The organism is Melioribacteraceae bacterium (assembly GCA_030584085.1).
Taxonomy (GTDB): Bacteria; Bacteroidota; Ignavibacteria; order Ignavibacteriales; family Melioribacteraceae; genus SURF-28.
Genome location: CP129490.1, coordinates 848,304 through 874,569, shown reverse-complemented (window position 1 = coordinate 874,569; position 26,266 = coordinate 848,304). Strand labels below are relative to the sequence as shown.

The 26,266-nt window shown below is 34.1% G+C and carries 30 protein-coding genes; 8 read left to right on the top strand and 22 right to left on the bottom strand.

Translation table 11 applies throughout. The features are described from left to right. Positions 1–48 precede the first annotated feature (48 nt). Positions 49–2,466 (bottom strand): penicillin acylase family protein, encoded by a 2,418-nt coding sequence (locus tag QY331_04025; GenBank protein WKZ70425.1) that lies wholly within the window; start codon positions 2,464–2,466, stop codon positions 49–51. A 14-nt stretch (positions 2,467–2,480) separates the two neighbouring features. Next, positions 2,481–3,803 (bottom strand): DNA recombination protein RmuC, encoded by a 1,323-nt coding sequence (rmuC, locus tag QY331_04020; GenBank protein ID WKZ70424.1) that lies wholly within the window; start codon positions 3,801–3,803, stop codon positions 2,481–2,483. 168 nt (positions 3,804–3,971) lie between these two features. Here rmuC and QY331_04015 point away from each other — a divergent pair, with 168 nt between their 5' ends. The 8 genes from QY331_04015 (at position 3,972) to QY331_03980 (ending at position 10,741) form a co-directional block, all read left to right on the top strand. Further along, on the top strand, positions 3,972–4,652 hold the full coding sequence (locus QY331_04015; GenBank protein ID WKZ70423.1) for a LiaF-related protein: 681 nt from the start codon (positions 3,972–3,974) through the stop codon (positions 4,650–4,652). 17 nt (positions 4,653–4,669) lie between these two features. Beyond that, a complete protein-coding gene (locus QY331_04010; protein WKZ70422.1) occupies positions 4,670–5,374 on the top strand; it encodes a DUF5668 domain-containing protein in 705 nt (234 codons plus the stop codon). Further along, positions 5,371–6,426: a histidine kinase gene (locus QY331_04005; protein WKZ70421.1), complete on the top strand. Its 1,056-nt coding sequence runs from the start codon at positions 5,371–5,373 to the stop codon at positions 6,424–6,426. Before QY331_04010 ends, QY331_04005 begins: the two co-directional genes overlap by 4 nt. Beyond that, a complete protein-coding gene (locus QY331_04000; GenBank protein ID WKZ70420.1) occupies positions 6,423–7,166 on the top strand; it encodes a LytTR family DNA-binding domain-containing protein in 744 nt (247 codons plus the stop codon). The genes QY331_04005 and QY331_04000 overlap by 4 nt, the downstream gene beginning before the upstream one ends. A gap of 162 nt (positions 7,167–7,328) precedes the next feature. Further along, a complete protein-coding gene (locus QY331_03995; protein ID WKZ70419.1) occupies positions 7,329–8,921 on the top strand; it encodes an aldehyde dehydrogenase family protein in 1,593 nt (530 codons plus the stop codon). Positions 8,922–9,091: 170 nt separating this feature from the next. Continuing rightward, the gene (locus QY331_03990) at positions 9,092–9,589 is read left to right on the top strand and encodes a bacterioferritin (GenBank protein WKZ70418.1); all 498 of its coding nucleotides are present in this window, start codon (positions 9,092–9,094) and stop codon (positions 9,587–9,589) included. Positions 9,590–10,018: 429 nt separating this feature from the next. Further along, positions 10,019–10,483, top strand: coding sequence for an IS200/IS605 family transposase (gene tnpA, locus QY331_03985; GenBank protein WKZ70417.1), 465 nt, complete (start codon positions 10,019–10,021; stop codon positions 10,481–10,483). A 48-nt stretch (positions 10,484–10,531) separates the two neighbouring features. Beyond that, complete coding sequence (locus tag QY331_03980; protein ID WKZ70416.1) at positions 10,532–10,741, top strand: hypothetical protein; 210 nt, start codon at positions 10,532–10,534, stop codon at positions 10,739–10,741. Here QY331_03980 and lptB read toward each other — a convergent pair. The 20 genes from lptB to QY331_03880 form a co-directional block, all read right to left on the bottom strand. Continuing rightward, entirely contained in the window at positions 10,738–11,481 is a 744-nt protein-coding gene (gene lptB, locus QY331_03975) for an LPS export ABC transporter ATP-binding protein (GenBank protein WKZ70415.1), read from the bottom strand. The two genes, QY331_03980 and lptB, sit on opposite strands and share 4 nt — an antisense overlap. Before the next feature lies 1 nt (position 11,482). Beyond that, the gene (locus QY331_03970) at positions 11,483–12,832 is read right to left on the bottom strand and encodes an OstA-like protein (protein ID WKZ70414.1); all 1,350 of its coding nucleotides are present in this window, start codon (positions 12,830–12,832) and stop codon (positions 11,483–11,485) included. Next, entirely contained in the window at positions 12,829–13,368 is a 540-nt protein-coding gene (gene lptC / locus QY331_03965; GenBank protein WKZ70413.1) for an LPS export ABC transporter periplasmic protein LptC, read from the bottom strand. The genes QY331_03970 and lptC overlap by 4 nt, the downstream gene beginning before the upstream one ends. After that, positions 13,365–14,342: a KpsF/GutQ family sugar-phosphate isomerase gene (locus QY331_03960; protein ID WKZ70412.1), complete on the bottom strand. Its 978-nt coding sequence runs from the start codon at positions 14,340–14,342 to the stop codon at positions 13,365–13,367. The genes lptC and QY331_03960 overlap by 4 nt, the downstream gene beginning before the upstream one ends. After that, positions 14,339–15,094, bottom strand: a complete 756-nt coding sequence (locus QY331_03955; GenBank protein ID WKZ70411.1) for a hypothetical protein — start codon at positions 15,092–15,094, stop codon at positions 14,339–14,341. The genes QY331_03960 and QY331_03955 overlap by 4 nt, the downstream gene beginning before the upstream one ends. A 6-nt stretch (positions 15,095–15,100) precedes the next feature. After that, entirely contained in the window at positions 15,101–15,550 is a 450-nt protein-coding gene (locus QY331_03950) for an HAD hydrolase family protein (protein ID WKZ70410.1), read from the bottom strand. A gap of 1 nt (position 15,551) precedes the next feature. After that, the gene (kdsA, locus tag QY331_03945) at positions 15,552–16,370 is read right to left on the bottom strand and encodes a 3-deoxy-8-phosphooctulonate synthase (protein WKZ70409.1); all 819 of its coding nucleotides are present in this window, start codon (positions 16,368–16,370) and stop codon (positions 15,552–15,554) included. 2 nt (positions 16,371–16,372) lie between these two features. Beyond that, a complete protein-coding gene (gene ruvB / locus QY331_03940) occupies positions 16,373–17,404 on the bottom strand; it encodes a Holliday junction branch migration DNA helicase RuvB (protein ID WKZ70408.1) in 1,032 nt (343 codons plus the stop codon). Between the two features lie 39 nt (positions 17,405–17,443). Then, entirely contained in the window at positions 17,444–18,538 is a 1,095-nt protein-coding gene (locus QY331_03935; protein ID WKZ70407.1) for a heparan-alpha-glucosaminide N-acetyltransferase domain-containing protein, read from the bottom strand. 157 nt (positions 18,539–18,695) lie between these two features. Then, positions 18,696–19,028, bottom strand: coding sequence for a 4Fe-4S dicluster domain-containing protein (locus QY331_03930; protein ID WKZ70406.1), 333 nt, complete (start codon positions 19,026–19,028; stop codon positions 18,696–18,698). Between the two features lie 24 nt (positions 19,029–19,052). Next, positions 19,053–19,412, bottom strand: coding sequence for a DUF309 domain-containing protein (locus tag QY331_03925; GenBank protein WKZ70405.1), 360 nt, complete (start codon positions 19,410–19,412; stop codon positions 19,053–19,055). A gap of 49 nt (positions 19,413–19,461) precedes the next feature. Continuing rightward, a complete protein-coding gene (locus QY331_03920) occupies positions 19,462–20,190 on the bottom strand; it encodes a TPM domain-containing protein (protein ID WKZ70404.1) in 729 nt (242 codons plus the stop codon). Between the two features lie 3 nt (positions 20,191–20,193). Further along, positions 20,194–20,805: a LemA family protein gene (locus QY331_03915; GenBank protein ID WKZ70403.1), complete on the bottom strand. Its 612-nt coding sequence runs from the start codon at positions 20,803–20,805 to the stop codon at positions 20,194–20,196. Positions 20,806–20,819: 14 nt separating this feature from the next. Further along, positions 20,820–22,181: a PFL family protein gene (locus tag QY331_03910; GenBank protein WKZ70402.1), complete on the bottom strand. Its 1,362-nt coding sequence runs from the start codon at positions 22,179–22,181 to the stop codon at positions 20,820–20,822. Positions 22,182–22,262: 81 nt separating this feature from the next. Next, positions 22,263–22,694 carry an ACT domain-containing protein gene (locus tag QY331_03905; GenBank protein WKZ70401.1) on the bottom strand — a complete coding sequence of 144 codons (432 nt, stop codon included), beginning with the start codon at positions 22,692–22,694 and terminating at the stop codon, positions 22,263–22,265. Next, positions 22,691–23,524 (bottom strand): hypothetical protein, encoded by an 834-nt coding sequence (locus QY331_03900; GenBank protein WKZ70400.1) that lies wholly within the window; start codon positions 23,522–23,524, stop codon positions 22,691–22,693. The genes QY331_03905 and QY331_03900 overlap by 4 nt, the downstream gene beginning before the upstream one ends. A gap of 5 nt (positions 23,525–23,529) precedes the next feature. Beyond that, the gene (locus QY331_03895; GenBank protein ID WKZ70399.1) at positions 23,530–24,399 is read right to left on the bottom strand and encodes a hypothetical protein; all 870 of its coding nucleotides are present in this window, start codon (positions 24,397–24,399) and stop codon (positions 23,530–23,532) included. Beyond that, on the bottom strand, positions 24,392–24,835 hold the full coding sequence (yidD, locus tag QY331_03890; protein WKZ70398.1) for a membrane protein insertion efficiency factor YidD: 444 nt from the start codon (positions 24,833–24,835) through the stop codon (positions 24,392–24,394). The genes QY331_03895 and yidD overlap by 8 nt, the downstream gene beginning before the upstream one ends. After that, positions 24,828–25,106, bottom strand: a complete 279-nt coding sequence (locus QY331_03885) for a DUF2442 domain-containing protein (protein WKZ70397.1) — start codon at positions 25,104–25,106, stop codon at positions 24,828–24,830. The genes yidD and QY331_03885 overlap by 8 nt, the downstream gene beginning before the upstream one ends. Then, positions 25,107–26,249 carry an acyl-CoA dehydrogenase gene (locus tag QY331_03880; protein WKZ70396.1) on the bottom strand — a complete coding sequence of 381 codons (1,143 nt, stop codon included), beginning with the start codon at positions 26,247–26,249 and terminating at the stop codon, positions 25,107–25,109. It abuts the gene before it with no gap. Positions 26,250–26,266 lie beyond the last annotated feature (17 nt).

Below are 26,266 nucleotides of genomic sequence, written 5' to 3'. Positions count from 1 at the left end.
AATTATATTAATATTGTTGATCTATTATGTTAAACTAAGAAATTATTTTCACTTTTTGAGTATAGTAAATTTATAAGGTAAACTTTTTATAGAAATCATATCAAGTTCTAACTCCCTATAATTTCCTTCAAGCCAGTCAGAGGTCATGTCACTGTAATGATCACTGAATATATGACCTGATTGACCAGTCGGTAGTATGTAATTGAATTTATTTTTTTCGCTAAAGTCGTAAATATATCTCATCGAAGGACCGAGTTTATTTAAGTACGGTTCAGTAAAAGAGTATTCTGTGTTAAAGACAGTTGTACCGTCACCACCGATTGGAAACGGACCAATATTAACAAAGTTATCAATTACAGGATTAACTCCATCAAAGAAATGCTTAAATTCAATCTGATGTAATTCTCCCCATTGCCAAGTTGCCAAATTAGTTCCAAATTTTTTTTCAAGGAATGTTAATGCATCAACTAAACTTTCACGAATAATTGCATCTCGATTTTCAATTTCTTCTGTTCCAATATTATCGAACCAAGTGGAATTCCCTTTTTCAAATAATTCAATTATTACTCTATACGGAACGTTTGCAATAAAAACATATTCATGAAAAAGTTCTTCGCCCATTTCATCCATAAAAGTATTTTCTAACAACTTCATTAAGAATACATTAAATATTGTTGGGGTTTGACTTTTGGCATCCATCTGATAATTCCATTTATTCAGTAGTTCCAATGCCAAACTTAGATTATCATCTTCAATTTTTGCTTGACCGAATGCACTTGTGATATGTGGCGTGATTCGCTTTGCATAGTAAGAAAAGAAATCATTCTGCAATTGCTTAAAATCTTCAATGGAAAATTTCTCTTTTGAATTTAAGAATTCATCTATTCGTTCGATTCTAGATGATGGCTCCCACAGATTTGAAATATGATATTTAAAATTGCTGACGGTTTTGTTATTAGCCGAAGCAATATAATTCTGAGGTGGATTAAAAAGTTTAGGCATTTCTTCAAATGACACGAATCCTTTCCAATCATCTACAGTAGTAGTTCCGTCATAAACCAAGGTCGGACTTACATTATTTCTGATTGGTAATCTGGCTGCACAAGCATAACCGATATTCCCTTGATCATCAGCATAAACAAAATTTTGTCCGGGCGAAGTAAACTCCTTAACTCCTGCAAGAAATTCATCCCAGTTCTCTGCCTTGTTAATTAATAAAATACCCATCAGTTCATCACTGAATTCATATGCAGTCCATCGCATGCTAATGTTTGCTTTGTTTTGTTGTTCGTTCGGGAAGAGATCATTATAAGCATGTGCACCCGAAACTATTGGTCCACGATGTGTTGATCTAATTTTAAAAATTACACTCGAAGAATCTTTTACAAAAATTGTATCTTCTTCAATTTCCAAATCATTCCATTTTCCATCCAATAAGTATTTGGTTTTCGACGAATCAAATTGCTCAAAGTAAAAATCAGCATCATCAGCCATCACATTAGTTAATGCCCAAGCAATGTTTTCATTTTTACCGATGACAATTGCAGGTAAACCCGGAATCGTAAAACCCTCGACATTCCATTGATTACTTCTTATTGAAGCGAAATACCATTTACCCGGTGCTTGAAATGCTAAGTGTGGATCATTCGCAATTATTGGTTTACCAGTAATTGATTTTTCTCCGTTAACCACCCAACTGTTTGATCCTATGTGTGTACCGACAAATCCAGTGAATTTTCTGAATTCCTTATTAAGCCTTATCAAATCAAGAGAAATTAGCGGACTAGTTTTCAAATTGTTTGGTATAATCGTCGGCGCATTTTCCGGGTAATCCGGAATTATTTCCTTTACTTTATCTTCATCAAACTTTTGTATTAAATGTGAAATTGCAATATCTGCCCACCAACTTATATTTAGTTCGAACGCCATTAACTTTGCAAGCAGCAACGAATGTTCTGGTTCCCAAGGATATGGTTCATAGTTCAGAATGTCGAACTCAAGTGAATGCTTACCCGAATTTTCATTAATGAAGAAATTCACACCGTTGGAATATGCTTCTAATATTTCTTTGGACTTAGGATCAATTTGCGAGTAATGTTTTTCGACTGTTTTCTCAATCTTCATTGTTTTGAACATTTTATCAAAAGGAACGGTTTTATTTCCTAGAATTTCGCTTAATCTGCCTTCACCGGCTCTGCGAGCAATATCCATTTGGAATAACCTTTCTTGTGCATGCAAATAACCAAGTGCAAATACTGCATCACTTTGATCTTCGGCTACAATAAAAGGAATCCCCGCCGAATCACGGTAGATTGTAATATTGTCTTTAATTACTGATGATTCTGTAGAACCATTAAAATTTGGGGAATAACTTTTTAGAAAGAAGTAGGAGATTATTACAAATCCAATCAACACTAAAACTATTGATAAAATTGTTCCGACAAAAACTTTAGTTAACTTTTTCATTTCAGAATTCCGAATTAATCTTCTATACCTTTAATCATATTGTCCGGTAATGATTTGGAAGCTTTTGCCCCGAGTTCTTTTATTGTTTCAATACTTCTTAAAATGTTTCCTCTTCCATCAGATAATTTATTTTTTGCATCATGGTAAGATGCATCTGCTTCGGAAATCTTTTTACCTATTTTTTCAAGATCATCAACAAAGCCGACAAATTTATCATACAACATTCCGCTTCGTCTGGCAATTTCCATCGCATTTTTATTTTGACTTTCTCTTCGCCAAATATTTTCTATGGTTCTTAACGTTGCCAATAAGGTAGATGGACTAACAATTACTATATTATTCTCGAAAGCGTCATTAAAAACACTCGGATCTTTTTGAACTGCCAAACTAAATGCAGGTTCAATTGGAATGAACATCAATACAAAATCCGGTGGATTTAAGTCCTCAATATTTTGATATTCTTTTGCACTCAAACCTTTGATATGAGATCGAATAGAAAAAATGTGATCCTTAACAGCTCTTTCAATTTCTTTTTCATCATCCGCGGACGAATATTTTTCATAAGCAACAAGTGAAACTTTCGAGTCAATAATTATACTTTTCTTTTCGGGCAGTTTTATAACAACATCCGGTCTTAACCTTTTGCCGGTTTCATCTGTAAAACTTTCTTGAATTGTATAATGTTCATTTTTTACCAATCCGGATTTTTCAAGTATGGTTTCAAGAACAAATTCGCCCCAAGAACCCATTACTTTTGTATCACCTTTTAAAGCTTTGGTAAGATTCTCGGCTTCATCTGACATTCGTCTGTTTAGTTCTTGCAAAGTTTTCAAATGAGTTGTTAATTCGGAATAACTTTTTGTATCCGATGCGTGAATTTCATCAACTCTTTTTCTGAAATCTGTAATTCTTTCACGCAACGGGTCCAATATATTTCTTAGATTTTCTTGATTCTGCTCGGTGAATTTTTTGCTTTTATCTTCTAGAATTTCGTTTGCCAAATTTTTGAACTCTATTCTGAATCTTTCCTGAAGTTCTTCAATCTCTTTTTTTTGATTGGATAATTTTTCTTCGAGATTTACGTTTTGGGTATTGATCTTTGAATACTCGGAACTGATTTCCAATAATTTAGTTCTTTCTTTTTCAAGATTACTTTTCAATTCATTCAATTCATTTTGGTAAAGAGAAACTTTTTCTTCGGCTCTAGTTTTTGCGGATTTTATTTCATCGAGTTCTTCAATTGTTAAGCTTGAACTCTTTTTGTTGTTCAATTTTGAAATCAAAAATCCGATGATAAACCCGACAACAATTCCAATAATTAAATAAACTATTTCCATCATAACCCCAAAATTTACATTTGATTGCTGATCATTTTAGCTTCGGACTAATTTAATCATATTCTAACTTCCATTCACCGATTTTTCTCGTCGATTTACCGATTCTTTATTTATTACCTCCGTTGCATAGTATAATTTTCGATCGAAACTTTAATTAAGGAGGAAAGAATGAAAGGAAGAATAAACATCAGCTTAATTATTGGCTTAGCCTTAGTGATTCTAGGTGGATTATTTTTATTGGATAATTTTGATGTAATTTATTTTGATGTCCCATGGTGGATTTTCAAATGGCAGTCCATACTAATAATAATCGGATTATTAATTCTTGCAAATTCCGAAAACAAAACAGCCGGATATATTCTAATTGCAATTGGTTTATTCGCTTGGTTCCCCGGGTTGTGGCCTTTAGTTCTAATCGGTTTGGGATTTTACATACTTTATAAGAGAAGAGATACACCAAAACAATTTTCAGATGAGGATAAAGATTCCCCATTCAATGAAGAAACCGACGAATACTTAAATGATGTTTCAGTTTTTGGTGGAGGTAAAAAAGTTATCAATTCTCAAAATTTTAAAGGCGGTAAAATAACAGCAATCTTCGGTGGATCGGAAATTGATTTGTATGAATGTAAACTTGCAAAAGGAACTAACTACCTTGATGTATTTGCAATGTTCGGCGGTAGTGATATTACTATGCCGGCAGATTGGAATGTAAGAATTGATGTTGTTCCGATATTCGGCGGTTTTTCCGACAAACGAAGAAAAGATCCAAACCAAGTTCCTGATCCGGAAAAGAAATTGATAATTAAAGGTTTAGTTCTCTTTGGCGGCGGAAATTTAAAAAGTTAATTTTACTGGAGGATAAAATGAAACAATGTAACGGAAGATTATTAATAGGATTTTCACTTATAGTTGTGGGACTTGCATTTGTACTTCGCAATCTAAATGTTTTTTCTTGGGAGTTTGAATACGTTTTCCTTTCATGGCCGTCATTAGTTTTTCTGATAGGACTGGTTACAACAATTTCCTCCCGCGGAAGTTTCTGGGGTTTCTCTGCTATGATTGTTGGCGCAATATTTATAACGGCTCGTTATTATGATTATCCGGCCGGAGAAATATTTAGCGATATATGGCCTGTGTTCATTATTTTATTAGGACTCTCAATTTTGTTTCAACATAAAAAGAAAAAATCCATCGAAGGTGAAAAAACAGAAGGTTGGGTTGATTATGCGGACAACACCTTGGATTTAAGTACAGTTTTTAATGAAAATAAATATCGAATAACATCTCAAAATTTCCGAACCGGGAAAACTTCAACTCTGTTTGGAAGTACTGAATTAGATTTTAGAGATGCAAAGCTCGAACAGAATGCATCACTTTACTGTGACACTATTTTTGGTGGAACCGAATTAACAATTCCTTCAACTTGGAAAGTAATTAATAAAGGTTCGGCTATATTTGGGGGTTCAGCGGATGAAAGAAGAAAATCAGCTCCTGTCAACGATAATGAAGAGAATGTAATTACAATTAATGGCTTCACTCTATTCGGAGGAATTGAAATTAAATCATGATGCACCCGTTCTTAAATAATAAAACAAGCATTATAGTTTATAGCTCTGTTTGGATTTCGATTTTCGCGGTTCAGAGTCTTACACTAATCTATTTTATTAATTTGGAAATGTGGTTGGCAATTGCGGATTCATTTGTTTTCACCGGCATTTTATTTTTACTTGGAATTGCGTTATGGTATCCATCTAAATTTATCGGATTTGAATCTACTTCAGTTAGAAACATTTTGATCAACCACGCGATTGGTGCTTCTGTAACAAACTCAGTTTGGATTGGTTTAAGTTATTTTATTTTGTCACGATTAATACACACTACAACCTATCTAGAGTTTCTTGATGCATCGATTATATGGCGGTTATTAATTGGGTTGTTAATTTATTCAATTATAATATCAATTTATTATCTGCTCATTTATTACAATAACTTCAGAGAAAAACTTCAGCAAGAAACAGAATTAAATACTTTAGTAAAAGAAGCCGAACTTAGATCACTGAAATATCAAATCAATCCGCATTTTATTTTCAACAGTTTGAATTCGATCAGCTCACTCACCTTAACTAACCCTGACAAAGCGCGTGAAATGACAATAAACTTATCAACTTTTTTGCGTGGTACACTTTCTAAAAATGAAAAGCAAAAGAATAAACTTTCCGAAGAATTAGATACAGTAAAATTATATCTGGAAATTGAGAAAGTTCGTTTTGAAGGAAAGTTTGAATTGATCGAAGAACTAAGTGAAGATTGTCTAAAAGTAGAAGTCCCGAACATGATTTTACAACCACTTTTTGAAAACGCAATTAAACATGGCGTTTATGAAAGTCTTGACAGTGTGCAAATAAAAATCAGTTGTAATAAAGAAGGTGAATACTTAAGAATTTCTGTATCCAATAATTTTGATTCCAAAGCTGCACCACGTAAAGGTGAAGGAATTGGAATCAAAAATATTCAAAACAGATTACGATTGATTTACAACCGTGATAATTTACTGCGTGTAAAAAAATCTGATAACATTTTTTCCATTGATATCTATATCCCAACCGGAGAGAGAGAATGAACAAATTACGAACAATAATTATTGATGATGAAAAACTTGCTCGCGAAATAGTAAAAAATTATTGCTCAAAGATTGACGAAATTGAAATCATTGACGAATGCAGCAATGGTTTTGATGGAATAAAATCAATAAATATTAACAAACCCGATTTAATATTTCTTGATATACAAATGCCGAAGTTGAATGGTTTTGAAATGCTTGAAATTCTTGAAGAAAAACCAAAAATAATTTTTACAACCGCTTTTGATCAATATGCCCTAAAAGCATTCGAAGTAAATGCTATAGATTATCTTTTAAAACCATTTTCGGAAGAAAGATTTGCGGATGCAGTTAATAAAGTTACTAAAGAACAGTTATCAACAAGTGATGAAAAAGTAGAAAAATTAAAATCACATCTTGAAGAAGAGCTTGAATTTCTTGACCGAGTGATTGTAAAACAAAACCAAAAAATAAATATCATCCCGATTGATAAAGTTATCTACTTCGAAGCGCAAGATGATTATGTAATGATACATACACTGGATGGAAAATATCTAAAACAAAAAACGATGAAATATTTTGAAGATCACCTTGATCCAAAAAATTTCATTAGAATTCATCGTTCCAATATTGTAAACATTTCTTTTATAAAAGAAATAGAACTTTATGATAGTGAGTCTTACCGATGTGTATTAAAAGACAACACAAAACTATCCGTTAGCCGCAGTGGTTATACAAAGCTCAAAGAAATTTTAGAATAATCTTCTAATATCCCAAAATCAATGGGGCTAAAGTCCAAAGAGGTTATTAAATATAAAGATCTAATCAATTTGAAGAGTAATCACAACACCCTATCACATTCCAAATTGAACTTTAAACCCTCTATCACTATATTTTGATACTTAAAAGTTCTGAGGGATAATATGGCAGTAGATAAAGATCTTCAATCAATACAAGAAGCAAGAGACCTCGCACGTAAAGCAAAAGAAGCTCAACTTGAGTTCAAACATTATAATCAAGAGCAAGTTGATAAAATTGTAAAAGCTATGGCTGATGCAGGTTACAAAGCAGCGGAAAAACTTGCAAAAATGGCTCACGAAGAAACCGGGTTTGGAATTGTCGAACATAAAATTATTAAAAACCAATTCGGCACAAAGAATGTATATGAATCAATTAAAGACCTCAAAACTGTTGGTGTTATAGATGTACGCAACAATGGTAAGATTGTAAAAATTGCAGAACCTATGGGAGTAGTTGCAGCTTTGATTCCTTCAACTAATCCGACTTCTACTGCATTGTTTAAGACTCTCATCTCGTTAAAATGCAGAAATGCTATTGTCGCCTCACCGCATCCCAAGGCCGTAAACTGTATAACTGAAGCAAACAATATTTTAAATGAAGCAGCAATAAAAGCCGGCGCACCGCAAGGATTAATTCACACGATGAGCCAACCATCGTTAGCAGGAACCGATGCATTAATGAAAGATGAAAATATTGGAGTTATTTTGGCAACCGGAAGTACTCCAATGGTTCGTGCAGCATATTCAACCGGAACACCTGCTCTTGGTGTAGGATCGGGAAATGTACCGGCATTTATTGAACGAACCGCAAATTATCAAAAAGCTGTCGCCGATATTATTTACGGAACTACATTTGATAACGGGACATTATGTTCATCCGAACAAGCAATGATTGTTGATCGCCCCCTAAAAGATAAAGTTATTGAAGAAGCAAAGAGACAAGGATGTTACTTCGTTAACAAAGATGAAAAGATGAAATTAGAAAACGCGGTAGCTAAAGGTGGAAGAATTAATCCGGATATAGTTGGTAAACCTGCAGCGTTCATTGCGCATTATTCAGGATTTTCAGTTCCTGAAGGCACAAAAGTTTTAGCTGCCGAATGTACCGGTGTTGGGAAACATGAACCCTTATCTATGGAAAAACTCTCACCTATGTTGGCATTCTATGTTGTTGATGGCTGGCTGGAAGGGTGTCATAAATGTATTGATTTATTAAAATTCGGCGGGATCGGTCATACGATGGCAATTCATTCTAATGATAAAGAAATCATTATGAAATTTGCGCTTGAAAAACCCGCATTCAGAATAGTTGTAAATACTCCAAGTTCAGTTGGTGCAGTTGGTTACACAACAGATTTGATTCCCTCGCTTACATTAGGACCAGGAACTTGGGGTGGATCAATAATTTCAGAAAACGTAAGCGCAATGCATTTGATGAATATTAAAACTCTCGCATTCGAAACTAACCCTGTAAATTCAGGCAATGTCGTTACTTCATTGGGAAGTAATATAAAAAACAATTTACGAGACGAAACTTCACCTGGATCTTTTATGCAGCAAATTGAAGAAAGGTTACGTGCCCGAGCCGGAAATGTGAATATCGCGCCCTTCAAAGCACAGTCGAAGGAAAAAGTCGATAACCCAAAATCAAAATTCGGCAGTGGAATCTCCGAAAGTGATATTCAAAGAATTATTGCAGAATTTAACAATAAATAGACTTTATCTAAATCGAGTTCATAGCTTTTTCATTCCTCAATATTGGTAATTCTAGGAATCATTCCGCCTACGGTTTTATTCTACTTTTAACCTAACTCTTAGATAATTGTTATCAATCTTAGTATATTTAACGATAGGATTGTATTATTTAATCAAAATCGGAGAAATCTATGCATAATAAGAGTATCGAATTATTAAATAAGGCCGTTGCCGATGAAATGCATGCTGTGCATCAGTATATGTATTTTCATTTTCATTGTGATGATCAAGGTTACGATTTATTGGCTAGCATGTTTAAAAGAACAGCTGTCGAAGAAATGATCCATGTTGAAAGATTAGCAGAAAGAATTTTATTCTTAAAAGGCGATGTGGATCTGAAACCAAAACAAGATGTTGAAAAAATTCAAGATGTAAAGAAGATGCTTAAAATGGCAGCTGATATGGAAAAAGAAAGCGCAGAAGAATACAATATCTGGGCAAATGAATCAGCTAAAAATAATGACAACGCAACGAAAAAAATATTTGAAAGCTTAGTTGATGATGAAGAAAGACATTTCGATCAATTTGATAACGAAATTGAACAACTTGCAAAATTCGGTGATAATTATCTAGCATTACAATCAATTGAAAGAAGCCGAAGCCGTGAAAGCGGAAATGCTGCTGAATAGTTTAATTTTTATTATGCCCCGGGTTAAAATCCGGGGTTGAATTTTTTTATTGAACTACTACGTAGTTCTTTTTTTTCTTCTAAAACTTTTTATAATTATTTGATGGCTTCGCCATCACTTCTAAATACCTTACATCAACGTAACACTATTTCGAATTATCATCTGTTCCTAAACAAATCCAAACCTTTTTTCTAAAATTTTCGATGATTTTTGATAGCTCCGTCATCATTTCTATATATCTTACATCAACTATTACACAATTTCGAATTATCATATATTCCTAACCGCATCGCGGTTAAATAATTATAAAAAATTTTAATAAACAAAAACGGGACAGCACCGCTGTCCAATTGCATTAGATATCTTTCTTGAACTTTAAAATCATAGAAAGTATTTTCAAAAATGACATCAATTAGGAGTTTAGATCCTATGGCAAACACATTTCACCAAATTTATATCCATATTATTTTCTCAGTTAAGGCAAGACAACACCTTCTTCCAAAATCTAAAAAAACCGAGTTGCATAAATACATTGCAGCCGTAATAAACAATAATAATTGCAAACCCATTCTCATCAACTCAATGCCTGACCATATTCACATCTTCGTTGGATTGCATCCATCTGTTTCTATCTCAACACTCGTAAAAGATATTAAACTCGCCACTAACCAATTGATTAACAAAAGGAAATGGATACGAGGCAAATTCGCTTGGCAGAAAGGCTTTGGTGTTTTCTCCTACTCACATTCACATATTGATAGAGTTTATAAGTATATTGAAAACCAAGAAAAACATCACACCAAGCAATCCTTTCAAAAGGAATACATTTCTTTCTTGAAGAAATTCAAAATCGAATACGATTCAAATTACGTTTTTGATATTGAAGAAGAATAGTTTACTATTTCCTTATATTTACACATCAAAAAAAAAATGATTTTCGATATGAATAAAAATGATCTCGAATATTACGATTCCAACAAGAGTAAATTTGAACGCAAATCAGTTTACTCGAGCTTCGGATGGTTTCTAGTAACTTTTATCGGAATGAGTGCTATGCCTACAAGAATTGAATTTTATGATAAAGAAACCGGTAAGCTTGCTGCAAGTTTTACGGATGATGAAACAAGAAAAAAATATGTAGGTAGATATTAATCGTAGCGGTCTAGCTTAAACTTTTCACCCAGATAAAGCTTACGTACTTCTTCATCTTCTGCAAGATCATTTGCACTTCCCTCTTTAAATATTTTTCCCTCAATTAAGATGTAAGCTCTATCGACAATACTTAATGTCTCATGCACGTTATGATCGGTTATAAGTATCCCGATATTTTTATGTCTTAGATTTGCAACAATGACCATAATATCTTCAACAGCAATCGGATCGACACCAGCAAATGGTTCATCAAGCAAAATAAATTTTGGATCGGTAGCTAAAGCTCTGGCTATTTCGGTTCTTCGCCTTTCACCACCGCTCAATTGAAAGCCAAGATTTTTTCTTAGATGAGAAATGCTTAATTCTTCTAAAAGAGATTCTGTTTTCTCTTTTCTTTGTTGCTTAGTTAAATCAGTCATTTCTAGAATAGCCATTATATTATCTTCAACACTGAGTCTTCGAAAAACCGATGCTTCTTGTGGTAAATAACCTATCCCCATTTTTGCTCGTTTATACATCGGTTGACTTGTAATTTCTTCTTCATTTAAATAAACATGTCCGTCATTGGGTTTAATCATTCCGACTATCATGTAGAATGTTGTGGTTTTACCTGCACCATTTGGTCCCAACAATCCGACAACTTCACCTTGTTTAACATTTACCGAAACGTTGCTTACAACAGTACGCTTTTTATAGATTTTAACTAAACCTTCACTCCTTAATTTCAAGTGTTCTTCCATATTATTTCCTAATCAATTTTTTTAGTTCATCTTTTGACGGACGATTTTCATATACAATAAACTGTGGTAAAGTAAATTCTCTTTCTTTTCCGTCGACTAAATTTTCGGGATGATATTCACTCATCACACTTTTATATAACCTTACATCAACAACTTGTCCGTCTTCAAAGAGTATCTTTGCATTTTCCGAACTGGATTTAATTAAACCGCTTGGTTCGCCATCTTCAAACATATAATAAATGCTTAATACATTTTCATAAACTTCCGTTTTCGAAATGGTGCTATCATTAAAAAACATTTTTATTCGATTTCCCGACATTTGATCATAACGCCAATCGAAATTTTCTTTTTTTGAAATGATTAAGCTGCTGCCGCGGACATCTATCCAATCCAAATTTTGTTCTTTTAAGTAAATGAAAACGGAATCACCTACAAGCTGATTTTCACCACTCCAGATTATTGGTCTGGGTGATTCATCTGTTAACTTATATGTTTCAATTCTCTCTTCAGCATTATAAAAAATTGATTTATCATTTACAGAAGAAAAATCATCGCGAATAATTTTTACGTTATCCGTCGCAATAAATTTTTTGGTTGAATCGGTATAAGATTCCAAAATTTTTCCGGTAATCATCAATGTATCGAGTTTGCCTGTGTTTGATGTATCAATTTGTATAAACAATGGAGAACCTGTTACTTTCGAATACTTTTGTAGATTGTCGTTAACTAGTGAATCCCCGTAAATCAGAACATTGTTTTCAAAGTTATCGACTCTTACATTACCAAATGCAAATGATAATTTTTCATTTCTAAAGTGACGGATACTATCGGCAAAAATAATGGAAGTTGAATCCATTACTTGAACATTAGTCTTTGCATTAATTCTTTCCTCTGTCTTAAAGTAGTAAAGCTCTTGTGAAGTCAATTGAAAAGCCGAATCATTAAGAACAACATCTCCAAAAAACTGGGCCAATTCGTCATTGTAAAAATACTTTCCTTTATTGGCTTTTAGGTCAAAAGAAGGTTCTCTTAGATAAATTAAAGTATCGCTCTGAGCTATTTTGGTGTTTCCAAAATAATAAGCTTTTTCTGTTTCAATCACCAGAGTGTCTTGTGTTGCGACTACATTACCGATTAATTCAAATTCATTTTTAGTGATATACTGTATTGCTTTTCTACAAGTGATTACTACATCCCCTTGAGTGATTACTACATTTCCTATTACCTCACGGATATTTTCACCGTTGATAGTTTTACCGGTTAGACTGTCCCCAACAACTTGTACAGATTCATTTTCCTGAGAAAAAGTGAGAGTTGAAACAAGGATTATCAACATAAATATTTTTCTCATTTATCCTCACCGTTCAACTTTGTTGAATATGTTACATTGTATATTGTATAATTTTTTAATCCTTGATCTGAGATGAAGCCGTAACCTTCGATTCGTTCTTCTTTTGTAGTGATCGTAACAAATTTATCGGTTGTAATTTTTTGTGTTTTGTTGATCCAGTGAAGTTCATCGGTTCTTAAAACTGTACCACTGTCATTTTGTGCAACAACAGAATCGATTGCAAACATATCTTTTGTTTTATCGTCTATTCTTCCTCGCTTTGAAGTCAATTGAGATGTTTTTACTTCATTATCATCAAAGAAATTTATTTTAACTCCTTCAAGAAGAGTTTCTTTTCTATCATCATAAACTAAAATATGATCTGAGTACAAGATTGCTTTTAATAATCCTTCGCCGGTTATTAATATTTTTGAATCCCAACTTTCTTGTGTTGGAATTTCACCATTTACAATTTCATTATTAATGATTGGCTTAACATCATCTTTACATGATGACAATAAAATTAATCCAATAAATATGTAAGCAAATAATTTCATCTTCTTTGCAGACCGATTTCAATCAACTCATGTAAGTGAACAATACCGACCGGTTTATTATTATCATCAACCACAATTATTGATGTTATCTTAAAATTCTCCATTTGCTGTAATGCAAAAGAAGCCAAATACTCACCACTTATCGTTTTAGGATTTATGCTCATAACGTCCTTGACTAGAACATTTACTATGTCGCTTCTTTTTTCAAGAAGCCTGCGTAAATCACCGTCGGTTAAAACACCAGAAAGTTCTCCGCTATCATTTACAACGGATGTTGCACCAAGACGCTTTGTTGTCATTTCGAATATTGCATCTTTCAATGCGGAATTTTCATTAACAATTGGGACTTGATCACCTTTATACATTATCTCGGATATTTTTAACGATAATCTTTTTCCAAGACTTCCGGCCGGATGAAGAAATGCAAAATCTTCCGATGTAAATCCTCTCATTTCCAAAAGTGTGATTGCAAGAGCATCTCCCATAACTAAAGCAGCAGTTGAGGAAGAAGTCGGAGCTAAATCATATGGACATGCTTCTTCTTTAACACGAACATTTAAAAAGATATCACAATCTCGTCCTATTTTTGAATCACGTTCGCCTAGCATTCCAATCATTGTTACATTGATTCTTTTCAGCATTGACATTAGGCTTACAAGTTCTTCAGTATTGCCGCTTTTAGAAATAAGAATAACAACATCTTCACTTCTCACCATTCCAAGATCACCATGCAGAGCATCTGTTGGATGAAGAAATATTGCTGGCGTTCCGGTAGAATTTAAAGTTGCTACAATTTTTCGTGCAATTAATCCGGATTTGCCCAGACCTGTAATTATAACTCTTCCCTTTGTTTCTATAATTACTTTTGCCGCTTTAATAAACTCTTCATCAAGCGTGTCACATAATCCGGCAATAGCTTCGCTTTCTATTTGAATTACTTTTTTACCGTGTATTAAAATTTCTTTATCGTTCAATTTTTTCTTCCTCCAAATATTTTGAAGAATGATTTTTTCTTGTCTGCTTTCTTTTGGGCAAATAATGAGTAATCAATTTTTATTTTGTTAAGATATTTATTGTACATCAAAAATCCTTGTGCGATTTCTTCATCAGAAAGTTCTTCAAGATGAGAAAACAAACGCATGGGCTTCAAAGCAATTATAGGATCACGAATATTTTTGACTCGCATTATTTCGTTATAGAAATTAGTTGCAGGTATGATATGGTTAATTCCCGATTGTGCTTCATAAACCCACACCCTTTTTGATTCGGGAGCAATAGCAATGACAATCTCATTCTTAATTAAATGAATTTCTCTTACAGCAGAATTATCCGGCGGAGAATTTTTTCTTGGCAGCCATTCGGAATAAGTCCAATAATTTTTGATTTCTTCATTAAATTCACCTTCTCCCGAAACCGCAAAATCAAGTTCAATTTTTTTTTCAAATTCATGGTGAATTGATATTTCAATTTTATGGTTCGATGTATTAATTACCCCAACAGCCAACATACTTTCTGCCGGTGCCGAAAAATCGGGCTGATCATTTTCTTCACCCAATACATAATCGTGTTGCTGAAATCTACCACGACCAATTAGAAAAATGTTATCCAATTTATCGTAATAAATTTTATAACCGGGTCTATTTGAGGGGAGTAATTTTCTTAAATAAAGTTTTTCTAATTCTGTTAGTTTGCGAGGATATTTTTCATGTTTATAGTTTGGAAGCATACCATTCTAATTTTGTAATACAAGCTGCTTGATTTCGTTCAGCATTAATTCGACATCTTCGGCAGGAATTATCTTTTTGACAACTCTTTTAACTTCACGACGGGCATTTCTTGGCGCCGCACTAAATCCAACTTTTTGTAAAAGTGGAATATCTAAAATATCATCTCCCATAAAGAAAACTTCGCTGAATCCAATGTTGAATTCTGCAATAATTTTTTCTGCCTCGCTGACTTTATTGATTGACGAATTAATTATCCGAATATCATAATTCTTTACAAACTCAATTACTTCATCATTTTGTCTGCCAGTTATTATTGCGAAGTAAATTCCTTCTTCACAAATCTGTTTAATGAAATCAGCTAACGGATTAAGAATTTGATCTAATGTATAATCTCTATTCTCTTGGATTAATACACCATCAAGATCAAAAAGAACAAGCTTTATTTTTGAATCCACATTAGATTTCATAATTTTTAACAACTGAATCAATTTTTTGAAGAACTACTAATAAATTTTCCAATTCATTAAGCGGTAATTGACTTGCAGCATCACTCATGGCATTAGGAGGATCAGGATGAACTTCCAGAAAGAGGGCATCGATACCAACTGCTGTTGCGGCTTTTGCTAATGGTAAAATATATTCCGGTTTGCCGCTAGTAATTCCGCCGCTACCCGGTGATTGAACCGAATGTGTTGCATCCATAACAACAGGATATCCGAGTTCTTTCATCATAACTAAAGATCGCATATCAACTACTAAATCCTTATATCCGAATGTTGTACCTCTCTCGGTCAACATAATTTTATCATTCCCGGTTGATTTTACTTTTTCGGCTGCATGTTTCATATCAGGCGGAAACATGAACTGTCCCTTCTTAATATTAATAATTTTACCAGATCGACCGGCAGCAATAAGTAAATCAGTTTGTCTGCAAAGAAATGCTGGAATCTGAAGTATATCAGCAGCTATCGAGGCTTGTACTATTTCTTCGGCGTTATGAACATCAGTAATGATTGGAAGATCTAATTCAGTCTTGACCTTATTCAGTATTGAAATAGCTTTATCAATTTCCAATCCCACAAATGAATTTATACTTGTGCGATTTGCTTTTTTATAACTGGATTTAAAAATAAAAGGAATATTTAACTCACTTGTAATTCTTTTAATTTCAGCCGCCGTTGTCAAAATCATTTCTTCGTTTTCAACAACACAAGGTCCGGCAATTAAAACAAAAGGATGGTTATCGCCAATTTTTATATTCTGTAATTTTATCATAATTATTGATTGAATAAATTATTTTGATCTAATTTTCCGCGCTTAGTGCGATTAAATTTTGTGTAAGCCGCTAAAGTTGCTTCTCGTCCACGAGGTGTTCTTTGTATAAACCCCTGTTGAATCAAGAACGGTTCGTAAACTTCTTCGATTGTTCCCGGATCTTCGTTAACAGCAGTGCCTATTGTATTTATTCCGACGGGTCCGCCGTTAAACTTATCAATTATTGTTAGAATTATATCTTTGTCCATTTCATCGAGACCGTCTTCATCAACTTCCAGAGCTAATAAAGCTTTTTTCGCAATTGCCAGATCTATGGTTTTTTTATTATCAAAATCGGCAAAGTCTCTAGTTCTTCTTAATAATCTATTCGCAATTCTAGGAGTACCTCGAGAACGTTTAGCTATTTCATGAGCTGCGTCTTCATTAATTCTGATGTCCAATATTGATGAAGAGCGTTTTATAATCTTTGTAACTAGCTCTGCATCATAATAATCCAGACGAGACTTGATTCCAAAACGATCTCTTAATGGTGCAGTAAGCAAACCGGCTCGAGTTGTTGCTCCAATCAATGTATAGCGTGGTAATTTAATTTGCACGGTGCGTGCATTTGGTCCGGAATCAATCATGATATCAATTTTGTAATCTTCCATTGCGGAATAAAGATACTCTTCAACAATAGGACTAAGTCGATGTATTTCGTCAATGAATAACACTGACTTCTCTTCAAGATTAGTTAGAATACCCGCAAGATCACCGGGTTTTTCTAATACAGGACCTGAAGTTGTTTTTATTGAAACAGCCATCTCATTTGAGATTATGTGAGCAAGAGTTGTCTTACCTAATCCGGGAGGACCGGTTAACAAAACATGATCCAAAGCATCACCGCGTTTTCTTGCGGCTCCAATAAAGACTTTTAAATTATCGGTAATTTTATTCTGACCAGTAAATTCGCTGAAACCTGTAGGTCTCAATGCATACTCAAGCTGCTTTTCTTCTGCTTGAATTTTGGGGTCTATATCTGTTGAATTTCTCATTTACAAATTTACTTATAAATATTATGTATAACCTTATAATTAAACTGCAAAATTTTCTTTTCGGAATTTCTTAATACGCTCTAAACCTAATATCATACTTATCATAACCAAATACATCAATGCAACCGCACCAATTGTTCCGATTGTATTAAATGAACCACCATATGAATTATAGAACCCGGGAATCCATGCACTTCCATATAAGATTACCAGATGAACAACATATATCAGTAATGTATGCCTGCCTATTAACTTAATTATTTGAGGAATGTTATCTAATTTTATAACTAATAATGAGACAATACCGTTAAGAGTAATGACAAAACCGATTCTTAAGAAGAAAATTGCGACACCGTAAGCTTTCTCAAGGTAATTTCCGCTAATAATATAACTGATGTTCGATGAAGCTAGATATATAAACATCAGACTCAGTCCGATGACTATCAAACTAGAACCAAACCTTTTTTTCTTAAAAATTAGTGGATTATGAGCCAGATAAACTCCCAGTAACGCACCGCCGATAACATAACCAACCCAAGGGAATAGCGGAAATAATGATCCTGATTTAGAATACATGTAAGCAGCCAACGGAGCCGTTAATATTTCATTCCAATTTATACTGTAGATAAATGGGTATGTGAAAACAAAGAATGAAACACTTGCAGTAAACATAATGTATGGAGTTACTTTCAATTTTTCAGCAAGGAGGGCTATTAAAATAATAAACAGCAAACCAAAACCAATCAAATGCAGCGCATCAACGGCAAAAAAGATTCGCCACTGTTCATCTGTTACATCCGAAAAATCAAATATTTTCCAAGTCGGATAGCGCAGAAGATAGCCAAGCCCAACCAAAAGTAAAAATCTTTTAAGTCCTTTAATTAATCTGGTTTTATTGTGAGTTTGGCTATTATAGAATAAGAGGTATGTAAAAACAACACCAGCGGTGAACATAAATATTGGGGCTGTAAACCCTCTCATTACATGCCAAATACTATAGAATAATGATTCTGAATTTCGTAAATCGTTGGATAAAAATGTATGCACAGTATGCCCCTGCACCATCATTAAAACGGCAAAAGCTCTCATAAGATCCAGAAAAACTATTCGTTTGGAATTTGAATTGCTATTCAATTTTTTTTAACTCAGATTTTTTTGTTTAGGAAATATATGGAAAGTGCGAATTGAATTAAACAAGGATTATAATAAGAACAGGGGTTGTCTCAAAATGTTAATGTCAATTATTTAAAAAACATAACTATTATAAGACATCCCCTGCGGCTAGTGGGAATTATCGCCCAAGTGCATCAAGTTTATCTTTTTTAGCAAGTAACTCATCTTTGCTTTCAACATGATTTGGATCAGGAATACAACAATCAACCGGACAAACAGCTGCGCATTGAGGTTCATCATGAAAACCAACACACTCGGTACATTTATCCGGTACAATGTAGAAAAATTCACTTGAATAGAAACCTGTCGCTCCGGAAGGTGCTTCATCGCCTTCAGAATAATGTTTTCCTTCTAACTCCCAATCAACTCCTCCTTCATAGATTGCTGTATTGGGGCATTCCGGTTCGCAAGCTCCGCAATTAATGCATTCATCTGTTATCATTATTGCCATAACTTGTCTCCTTTCAGTAAGTGTTTAAATTTTTTCTATCTTAGGAATTTTGTTGCTTGTAATCTCAATTTTTCCTTGAGAAAAATAAATCTCAAGATCTTGGATTATATTATCAATTTTTTGCAGCAGAATATCAAGTTGAATTCCTTTATAATCTGGCAAATAATTAGTCAATTTTTCGGTTCCTTTTTTATATTGACTAAGAGAACCTTTATAATTCTGGTTTAGAAGATGATATCCTCCAACCGAAATCTGTACCATGCCCTGGAAAAATAGTCTATCACTACTTTCCGCATTCATCCACAAATTTTCAAAGAAATCATGTGCTGCAAAAAAATCATGTTCGTTGAAGAGCTTAACCCCTTCTTCAATTTGCTTGAACATTAGCAAAAATAACTAATTTTCAGTTCATTAAAAAGACAATTTATTCTGATTACCACCCTCCGCTAGCTCCACCGCCGCCAAACGAACCGCCTCCACCGCTAAAACCACCAAAACTTCCTCCGCCGAATGAACCACCGCTACTTCGTCCCCCTCCCATTCCACCGAGTAGTATTAAACCGCCTAATCCACTACCTCTTCCCTTTCGCATACTCGAAAGGATCGAGATAATAATAAACATTATAAAATAAATTATCGGAAATCCATCATTTTCTTCTTCGTCTTGTTTATCATTTTTATATTCGCCCATAGTTGCAAGTTTGATAGCGTTTAATCCGGCTTGAACACCTCTAAAATAGTCATCTCTTCTAAAATATGGAGCAATCTCATTACGAATGATTGAACTTGCAAGCGCATCGGGAAGAGCACCTTCCAATCCGTAACCGGTTTCAATTCTCATTTTCCTATCATCTTTAGCTACAAAAAGAAGAACTCCGTTATTATTTTCTGACGTTCCAATTTTATTCTCGGTCGCAATTTCATATGTGAACATTTCAAGAGAATAATTATTGATAGATGACATCATCAAAAAAACAAGTTGGTTGGATGTTGTATCTTCAAAAGTCTTTAGATCCCTGTTAAGATAATCGAGTTCACCGGAAGATATTGTGTTAGTAAAATCAGTTGCATATCTCTCCAACTTTGGAACTTGAGGCTGTGCAAATATCAATGCTGCGACGCCCAAAACAAAAAATAGAAAAATTATCTTTTTAATAAACATTAACTAAAACTCAACTTTAGGGACTGTATCTGCACCTTCGGCAGCTTCGAAATATTGTTTTTGGTTAAATCCCGCAAATCCGGCGATGAAGTTTGCAGGGAATCTTCTAATGGTTGTATTAAATGCCTGTACTGTTTGATTGAATTTCATACGCTCGACCGAAATTCTATTTTCAGTACCTTCAAGTTGTGCTTGAAGCTGTAAGAAATTTTCATTGGCTTTTAATTGCGGATAGTTTTCAACCGTTACAAGCAATCTTGACAATGCATTACCAAGTTCACCTTGTGCACTTTGAAATTGTTGAAAGGCATTTGGGTTTTCCAACATTTGCGGTGTAACATTAATCTGGTTTACTCTGGCGCGAGCTTCAGTTACTGCTGTAAAAGTTTCTCTTTCAAATTCAGCAACGCCTTTAACGGTATTAACTAAATTAGGCACTAAATCAGCCCGTCGTTGATATTGATTTTCAACTTGCGCCCAACTTTGTGTAACACCTTCTTCAAGGGTAACTAAATTATTATAAACTCCCACTCCCCACAAAACAAGACCAATTAGAATAACAACAATTACGGCTCCTACGCCGCACCCTATCATTAGTCCTTTACTCTTTGCCATTTCAACTCCGGTTTTTAATTTGTTAAACTTCTTGTAGGTGCCGGGACTTTACCACCTCGATTAACAAATCCCGCACTGCTAATTTTTCTAACTTCCATTATAGGAGCTTTGCCGAGCAAACCACCGTAATCAACAGAATCTCCAACATTTTTACCGTAAGCCGGTATAATTCTCACAGCGGTAGTTTTATCATTTATAACACCAATTGCACATTCATCTGCTATAATTCCGGCTATGTTTTCTTTTGTGGTATCGCCGGGAACTGCAACCATATCGAGTCCAACTGAACAAACTGCTGTCATTGCTTCTAATTTTTCCAACGACAAATTTCCTCTTTCGACCGCACGAATCATTGCTTGATCTTCACTTACCGGAATAAAGGCACCGCTTAATCCGCCAACGGCTGTACTTGCCATCAATCCGGCTTTCTTAACTGAGTCATTCAACATTGCCAAAGCAGCCGTTGTTCCTGGAGCACCGACGTCTTCGACACCCATAGCAATTAATATGTCACCAATGCTGTCACCTTCGGCCGGTGTTGGAGCTAATGAAACATCAACAATTCCGAAAGGTATTCCATGTTTTTTAGCGACACTTCTTCCAATTAATTCTCCGGCTCGAGTAATTTTAAAGATTGTTTTCTTAATGACTTCGGCAAGTTCACTTAAATCGACTTGACCGGCTTCTTTAATAGCATCTAATACAACGCCCGGTCCGCTAATTCCGACATTCAAAACAACTTCGGGTTCACTAATTCCATGAAAAGCTCCCGCAACAAATGGATTATCTTCAGCAGCGTTTGCAAATACGACAAACTTTGCACAGCCAATCGAGTCATTATCTTTTGTCAGCTCAGCAGTTTTTTTAATTGTATCGGCAATCAAATTAACTGCATCCATGTTGATACCTGCTTTGGTTGATGCAACATTGACCGATGAACACACTCTTTTGGTTTGAGCTAAAGCATAAGGAATTGCTTTGATCAATTCTCTTTCACCATTTGTCATTCCTTTTTGAACTAATGCAGAAAATCCGGCAATGTAATCGATACCAATATCCTCAGCGGCTTTATCCAGTATTTTTGCAATTTCAACAAATTCTTCAGCGGTACAATAATCGAACGGTATAGAAGCGGGAGTTATTGAAACTCTTTTATTCGCAATTGAAATGCCGTATTGAGCTTCAACTTCTTTTGCATATTTAACGTGATTCTTTCCGTACTTTAAAATTTTATCGTAGATCTTTTGCTTTGTGATTTCAATATTACGATCGGCGCAATCTCTAAGACTAATTCCTAATGTGACAGTTCGGATATCGAAGTGTTCGATTTCCGTCATCTTAATTGTTTCTAATATTTCATCGAATTCGTAGTTCATTTTCTCTTAAGGTATAATTGTGAATGTATAATGTATAATTTCAATGTAGTTCATTTTACATAATAAATTATTCATTGTGAATTATAAACGGTGCATCATTCTAAAGACATCTTCATGCTGCAAGTAAATTTTAATTTTTAGATTTTCGGCAATACTTTTCATTTCTTCCTGTAATTCTTTGAAATCTCTTGGAGAGTGTGTGATATCGACAATCATAATCATCGTGAAAAATTCTTCCATTATTTTTTGACTAATATCTTGTATATCACATTTTGCATCGCTTAATGCTTTAGTAATTGCTGCAACTATCCCGGGTTCATTCAAGCCGAATGATGTTACAATAACTCTCCCTTCCGATGTTTCGCTTTTTGCTGTATAAGATGCCGACTCACTGGAAAGTTTTTCTGCGGCTTTCGAAACAATTGCTTTTACTTTTTGAGGTGTTGCTTCATCACCCAATTCATTAATAGCTTCAATCGTAAGTTTTCTGATTTGATCTTCAGTAAGTTTCACGGTTTTTCACCTTTATAATTTTCCATTAAGTAGTATAGTGCTTTGTTAGCAATTTCAATATCCTCTGCTTGGGCAAATTTACCGGCATTTTGAATATTTCCTCTATAAAATCTTAGCCAAAGAAGAGAACCAATAGCCGCGCCATCAAAAACGCGCTCTTCCATAAATGAATTTATGGCTAGATAACCCCAAAGAACATTCCATGCAAGAGACATAAAACCGGAAAAATAATTACCTGTATAAAACTGTCCTGCACCGGGCAAAATATAAGAAATTACAGTTGCAAAAGTAACCGAATATTTATCATTATTAACTTGTTCGCAAAGGGTTTTTAGTTCATGATCTTCCGAAATTTGAGAAAAACTTTGCGCTGCTAAATCCCAACTATCAGCTAACATATATGACCAACCACGCCAATAATTTATCTCTTCTTTATGATTTTCAAAAATTGAATCATTTTCAGACTGATTAAGTAATTGAAGTGCTCTTTCAGTAGTTCTTCTTAAGATATTTACTCTTATTATTTGAAAAGTAGATTCAATATCCTCTTCTGCCGTTTTACTTTCAATCTTTGCTTTAGATAAATGCTCAATTGCATTCTGATAATACCCGCCATATTTATAAGCAATTCCAATTTTATAATTGACTTCGAAAGAATATTTGTTTTCATTATCAAAAAAATGCAATCGTTTGAATTCTGTAATAGCTTCATAATATTTAGCATCATTAAAAAGCTGATTGGCAAATTTGTATTGATTCTCTAATTCATCGTTTCCACTAAGTGAAATGAAGATCAAAATGAACAGTATAGTTAGTTTTCCCAATTTCATAATGTTTACTTAACCAACCATTTACTTTTGGGAACAAAGTGATTTTTCTCGTTAAGAAATATTTTAAGATCACTATTAAACGAAATTCTTAGATTAGCATTATAAACATTAACTGACACAGCCGATCCATAAATATTACCGGCATAAAAGTACGCCGCTAAACCGGCAAACAGCCAACCTCTGAAGTCATGTCCTGCATCAAAATTGTCTACGGATAAAAAAGTTAGAATACCGGTCAATAATAATGCGGTTATCCCATCGCCATAATTTCCTGTATATATTTTTCCAAGTCCTGGTAAAACGGCGCTCATAACCGCGGCAAGTGTAGGATTTTTATCATCAAAATTTAGTTTCCGTTGATAGAACTTGAGAAGCTCAATACTTTCTTTTTTATCAAATGGTTCAAAAAAACTTGCAGAATCTATTTGATTCTCTGCACTTTGCAGTTTATCAAGTTGAATTAGTTTTTCTACATCTTTGCGATAAATTGAGCTTCTTAAGGGTTCACGTCTTGTAATAGAAAAATGTCTGGAAATATGTCCCCATAAATAAATTGTTCTAGCATATTCAAAGCTTGCTTCATCAGTTAAAGAACGACTTCGCATTAAATCACGAAATGTAACAGTTGCTTCTTCCAAACGATTAAGCTGTTGTAGTGATAACCCAATTTTGAATTGAAGAGAATCATTACTTTTAGTTGGATCTACTTCATTAAATTCATCAATTGCTCGAATATAATCACCGCTATAAAAAAGATAATTCGCAAACTTTAATCGATTTTCAAGCGAGAAAAATTCACTTTCTATTTGTGCACTTATTGAAGGAATAGAAAAAATAATTAAGCATAGAAGTGATTTAACTAATCGGTTATTCATCTTGCGACTTTTTAGTAACTATAAGATTTTCACAAACACTACATATATACTTTTTAACCGGATCATAAAACTTACCGGATTTATGAATTGGATAACTTTCAAATCCTTTGAAAAAATTTAAATCACGAGTAAAACGATCGGCAAACAGGAAAGAACCAAAAACTATGTTTAAAGAATCAACTGCGTGAACAAAAAATGTTGAACATGAAGGATAAAAGGGACAATTATCACCATCGTATTCAGAAAATAATTTATGATAAATAACTTGAGCCGATGAAATCAATAATGTCGAAACATTATTTGTTTTTATCGTTGTTGACTTCTCTTCATTTTGTTGCAGTAAATAATCGACAGTTTTAGTTTCCCATTTATGAGTTTCGATTTGTGCAATTGATAAAGAAGAGAGACAAAGGATAGCTAGTAAAAATTTAGTCATTGTCTAAATTTATTTTTAATCTATTCATTAAGCAAAGAAGTGAGAGTTGCTTATGCAAAGCATTACCACACATCCGAACTCCGCTAGGCCAGCAGAGTTCGTTTGTAATTTGGTCAACATAAACTTTTTCGAATTCCGAATTATTTTTCAACTCGTAAAAATTATTTCTTTCAATTGCTTTAACTAAGTTTATATCACCGGTTAATCCATCGTTATAAGATAATTTCACCGTACAGATATCTTTTGGTTGTACATCTACAATCTGTGCCAATTAATCCCTCAATAATTCTCTAGCAATAATAATTTTTTGAATTTCGGATGTACCTTCATAAATCTCTGTAATTTTTGCATCGCGTAAATATCTTTCAACAAGATATTCGCGAACATAACCATAACCACCGTGGATTTGAATAGCTTCCAGAGCGCATTCAACCGCAATTTGTGATGAATATAATTTAGCCATTGCAGCCTCTTTCACATATTTTTTACCGGCATCTTTCATTCCGGCAGCTTGCAATGTTAACAATTTGGCAGCTTCAATTTTTGTAGCCATTTCAGCTAACTTGAATTGAATAGCTTGAAGATTTGCAATTTCTGTTCCAAATGCCTTACGTTGTTTAGAATAATTTCTTGCAGCTTCTAATGAGGCTTCTGCAATACCTATTGCTTGAGAAGCAATTCCATATCTTCCGCCATTCAAAATATTCATTGCAAAGTTGAATCCTTTACCGACTTCCCAGATTACATTTTCTTCAGGAACTCTAACATTTTCGAAAGTTAATGAACATGTATCAGAACTTTTTATTCCAAGTTTATCTTCTTTTTGTCCGTGACCGAATCCATCCAATCCTTTTTCAACAATAAAAGCTGTTATACCTTTGTGACCTTTTTCTTTATCGGTTTGTGCCATAACAATATAATAATCAGCGGATTGACCGTTTGTAATCCAATTCTTCATTCCGTTCAAAATCCAATAATCACCATCTTTATCAGCAGTCGTTCTCTGTTGAGTAGCGTCGCTTCCTGCTTCGGGTTCGGATAAAGCAAAAGCACCAAGCTTGTCACCTCGTGCTAATGGTTTAAGATACTTTTCTTTTATGAAATCTGAGCCATACTTTTCTAAGCCCGAGCAAACAAGAGAATTGTTTACCGACATTATAACACCAACGCTTGCATCTACTTTTGAGATTTCAATCATTGCAAGAACATAGCATATAGTATCTAACCCTGCTCCGTCGTATTCAGGGGAAACCATCATGCCAAGAAAACCTAATTCTCCTAACTTCTTTACTATTTCGGTTGGGAATTCTGCGGTTTTATCACGTTCAACAGCGGATGGCGCAATTTCATTTTGAGCAAACTCTCTTGCGGTTTGTTGGATCATTAATTGTTCTTCGGTGAATTCGAAATTCATTATTCGCCCCGTAATTT

What these genes read in the sequence shown, in the direction of transcription:
- QY331_03920 (WKZ70404.1), bottom strand. Translation starts at nt 20,190, where the DNA reads ATGTTTATTAAAAAGATAATTTTTCTATTTTTTGTTTTGGGCGTCGCA.
- QY331_03880 (WKZ70396.1), bottom strand. Translation starts at nt 26,249, where the DNA reads ATGAATTTCGAATTCACCGAAGAACAATTAATGATCCAACAAACCGCA.
- QY331_03955 (WKZ70411.1), bottom strand. Translation starts at nt 15,094, where the DNA reads ATGCTTCCAAACTATAAACATGAAAAATATCCTCGCAAACTAACAGAA.
- QY331_04005 (WKZ70421.1), top strand. Translation starts at nt 5,371, where the DNA reads ATGATGCACCCGTTCTTAAATAATAAAACAAGCATTATAGTTTATAGC.
- kdsA (WKZ70409.1), bottom strand. Translation starts at nt 16,370, where the DNA reads ATGATAAAATTACAGAATATAAAAATTGGCGATAACCATCCTTTTGTT.
- tnpA (WKZ70417.1), top strand. Translation starts at nt 10,019, where the DNA reads ATGGCAAACACATTTCACCAAATTTATATCCATATTATTTTCTCAGTT.
- QY331_04015 (WKZ70423.1), top strand. Translation starts at nt 3,972, where the DNA reads ATGAAAGGAAGAATAAACATCAGCTTAATTATTGGCTTAGCCTTAGTG.
- QY331_03910 (WKZ70402.1), bottom strand. Translation starts at nt 22,181, where the DNA reads ATGAACTACGAATTCGATGAAATATTAGAAACAATTAAGATGACGGAA.
- QY331_03930 (WKZ70406.1), bottom strand. Translation starts at nt 19,028, where the DNA reads ATGGCAATAATGATAACAGATGAATGCATTAATTGCGGAGCTTGCGAA.
- ruvB (WKZ70408.1), bottom strand. Translation starts at nt 17,404, where the DNA reads ATGAGAAATTCAACAGATATAGACCCCAAAATTCAAGCAGAAGAAAAG.
- QY331_03980 (WKZ70416.1), top strand. Translation starts at nt 10,532, where the DNA reads ATGAATAAAAATGATCTCGAATATTACGATTCCAACAAGAGTAAATTT.
- lptC (WKZ70413.1), bottom strand. Translation starts at nt 13,368, where the DNA reads ATGAAATTATTTGCTTACATATTTATTGGATTAATTTTATTGTCATCA.
- QY331_03995 (WKZ70419.1), top strand. Translation starts at nt 7,329, where the DNA reads ATGGCAGTAGATAAAGATCTTCAATCAATACAAGAAGCAAGAGACCTC.
- QY331_04025 (WKZ70425.1), bottom strand. Translation starts at nt 2,466, where the DNA reads ATGAAAAAGTTAACTAAAGTTTTTGTCGGAACAATTTTATCAATAGTT.
- yidD (WKZ70398.1), bottom strand. Translation starts at nt 24,835, where the DNA reads ATGACTAAATTTTTACTAGCTATCCTTTGTCTCTCTTCTTTATCAATT.
- QY331_03970 (WKZ70414.1), bottom strand. Translation starts at nt 12,832, where the DNA reads ATGAGAAAAATATTTATGTTGATAATCCTTGTTTCAACTCTCACTTTT.
- QY331_03900 (WKZ70400.1), bottom strand. Translation starts at nt 23,524, where the DNA reads ATGAAATTGGGAAAACTAACTATACTGTTCATTTTGATCTTCATTTCA.
- QY331_03925 (WKZ70405.1), bottom strand. Translation starts at nt 19,412, where the DNA reads ATGTTCAAGCAAATTGAAGAAGGGGTTAAGCTCTTCAACGAACATGAT.
- QY331_03915 (WKZ70403.1), bottom strand. Translation starts at nt 20,805, where the DNA reads ATGGCAAAGAGTAAAGGACTAATGATAGGGTGCGGCGTAGGAGCCGTA.
- QY331_03895 (WKZ70399.1), bottom strand. Translation starts at nt 24,399, where the DNA reads ATGAATAACCGATTAGTTAAATCACTTCTATGCTTAATTATTTTTTCT.
- QY331_04010 (WKZ70422.1), top strand. Translation starts at nt 4,670, where the DNA reads ATGAAACAATGTAACGGAAGATTATTAATAGGATTTTCACTTATAGTT.
- QY331_03990 (WKZ70418.1), top strand. Translation starts at nt 9,092, where the DNA reads ATGCATAATAAGAGTATCGAATTATTAAATAAGGCCGTTGCCGATGAA.
- lptB (WKZ70415.1), bottom strand. Translation starts at nt 11,481, where the DNA reads ATGGAAGAACACTTGAAATTAAGGAGTGAAGGTTTAGTTAAAATCTAT.
- rmuC (WKZ70424.1), bottom strand. Translation starts at nt 3,803, where the DNA reads ATGGAAATAGTTTATTTAATTATTGGAATTGTTGTCGGGTTTATCATC.
- QY331_04000 (WKZ70420.1), top strand. Translation starts at nt 6,423, where the DNA reads ATGAACAAATTACGAACAATAATTATTGATGATGAAAAACTTGCTCGC.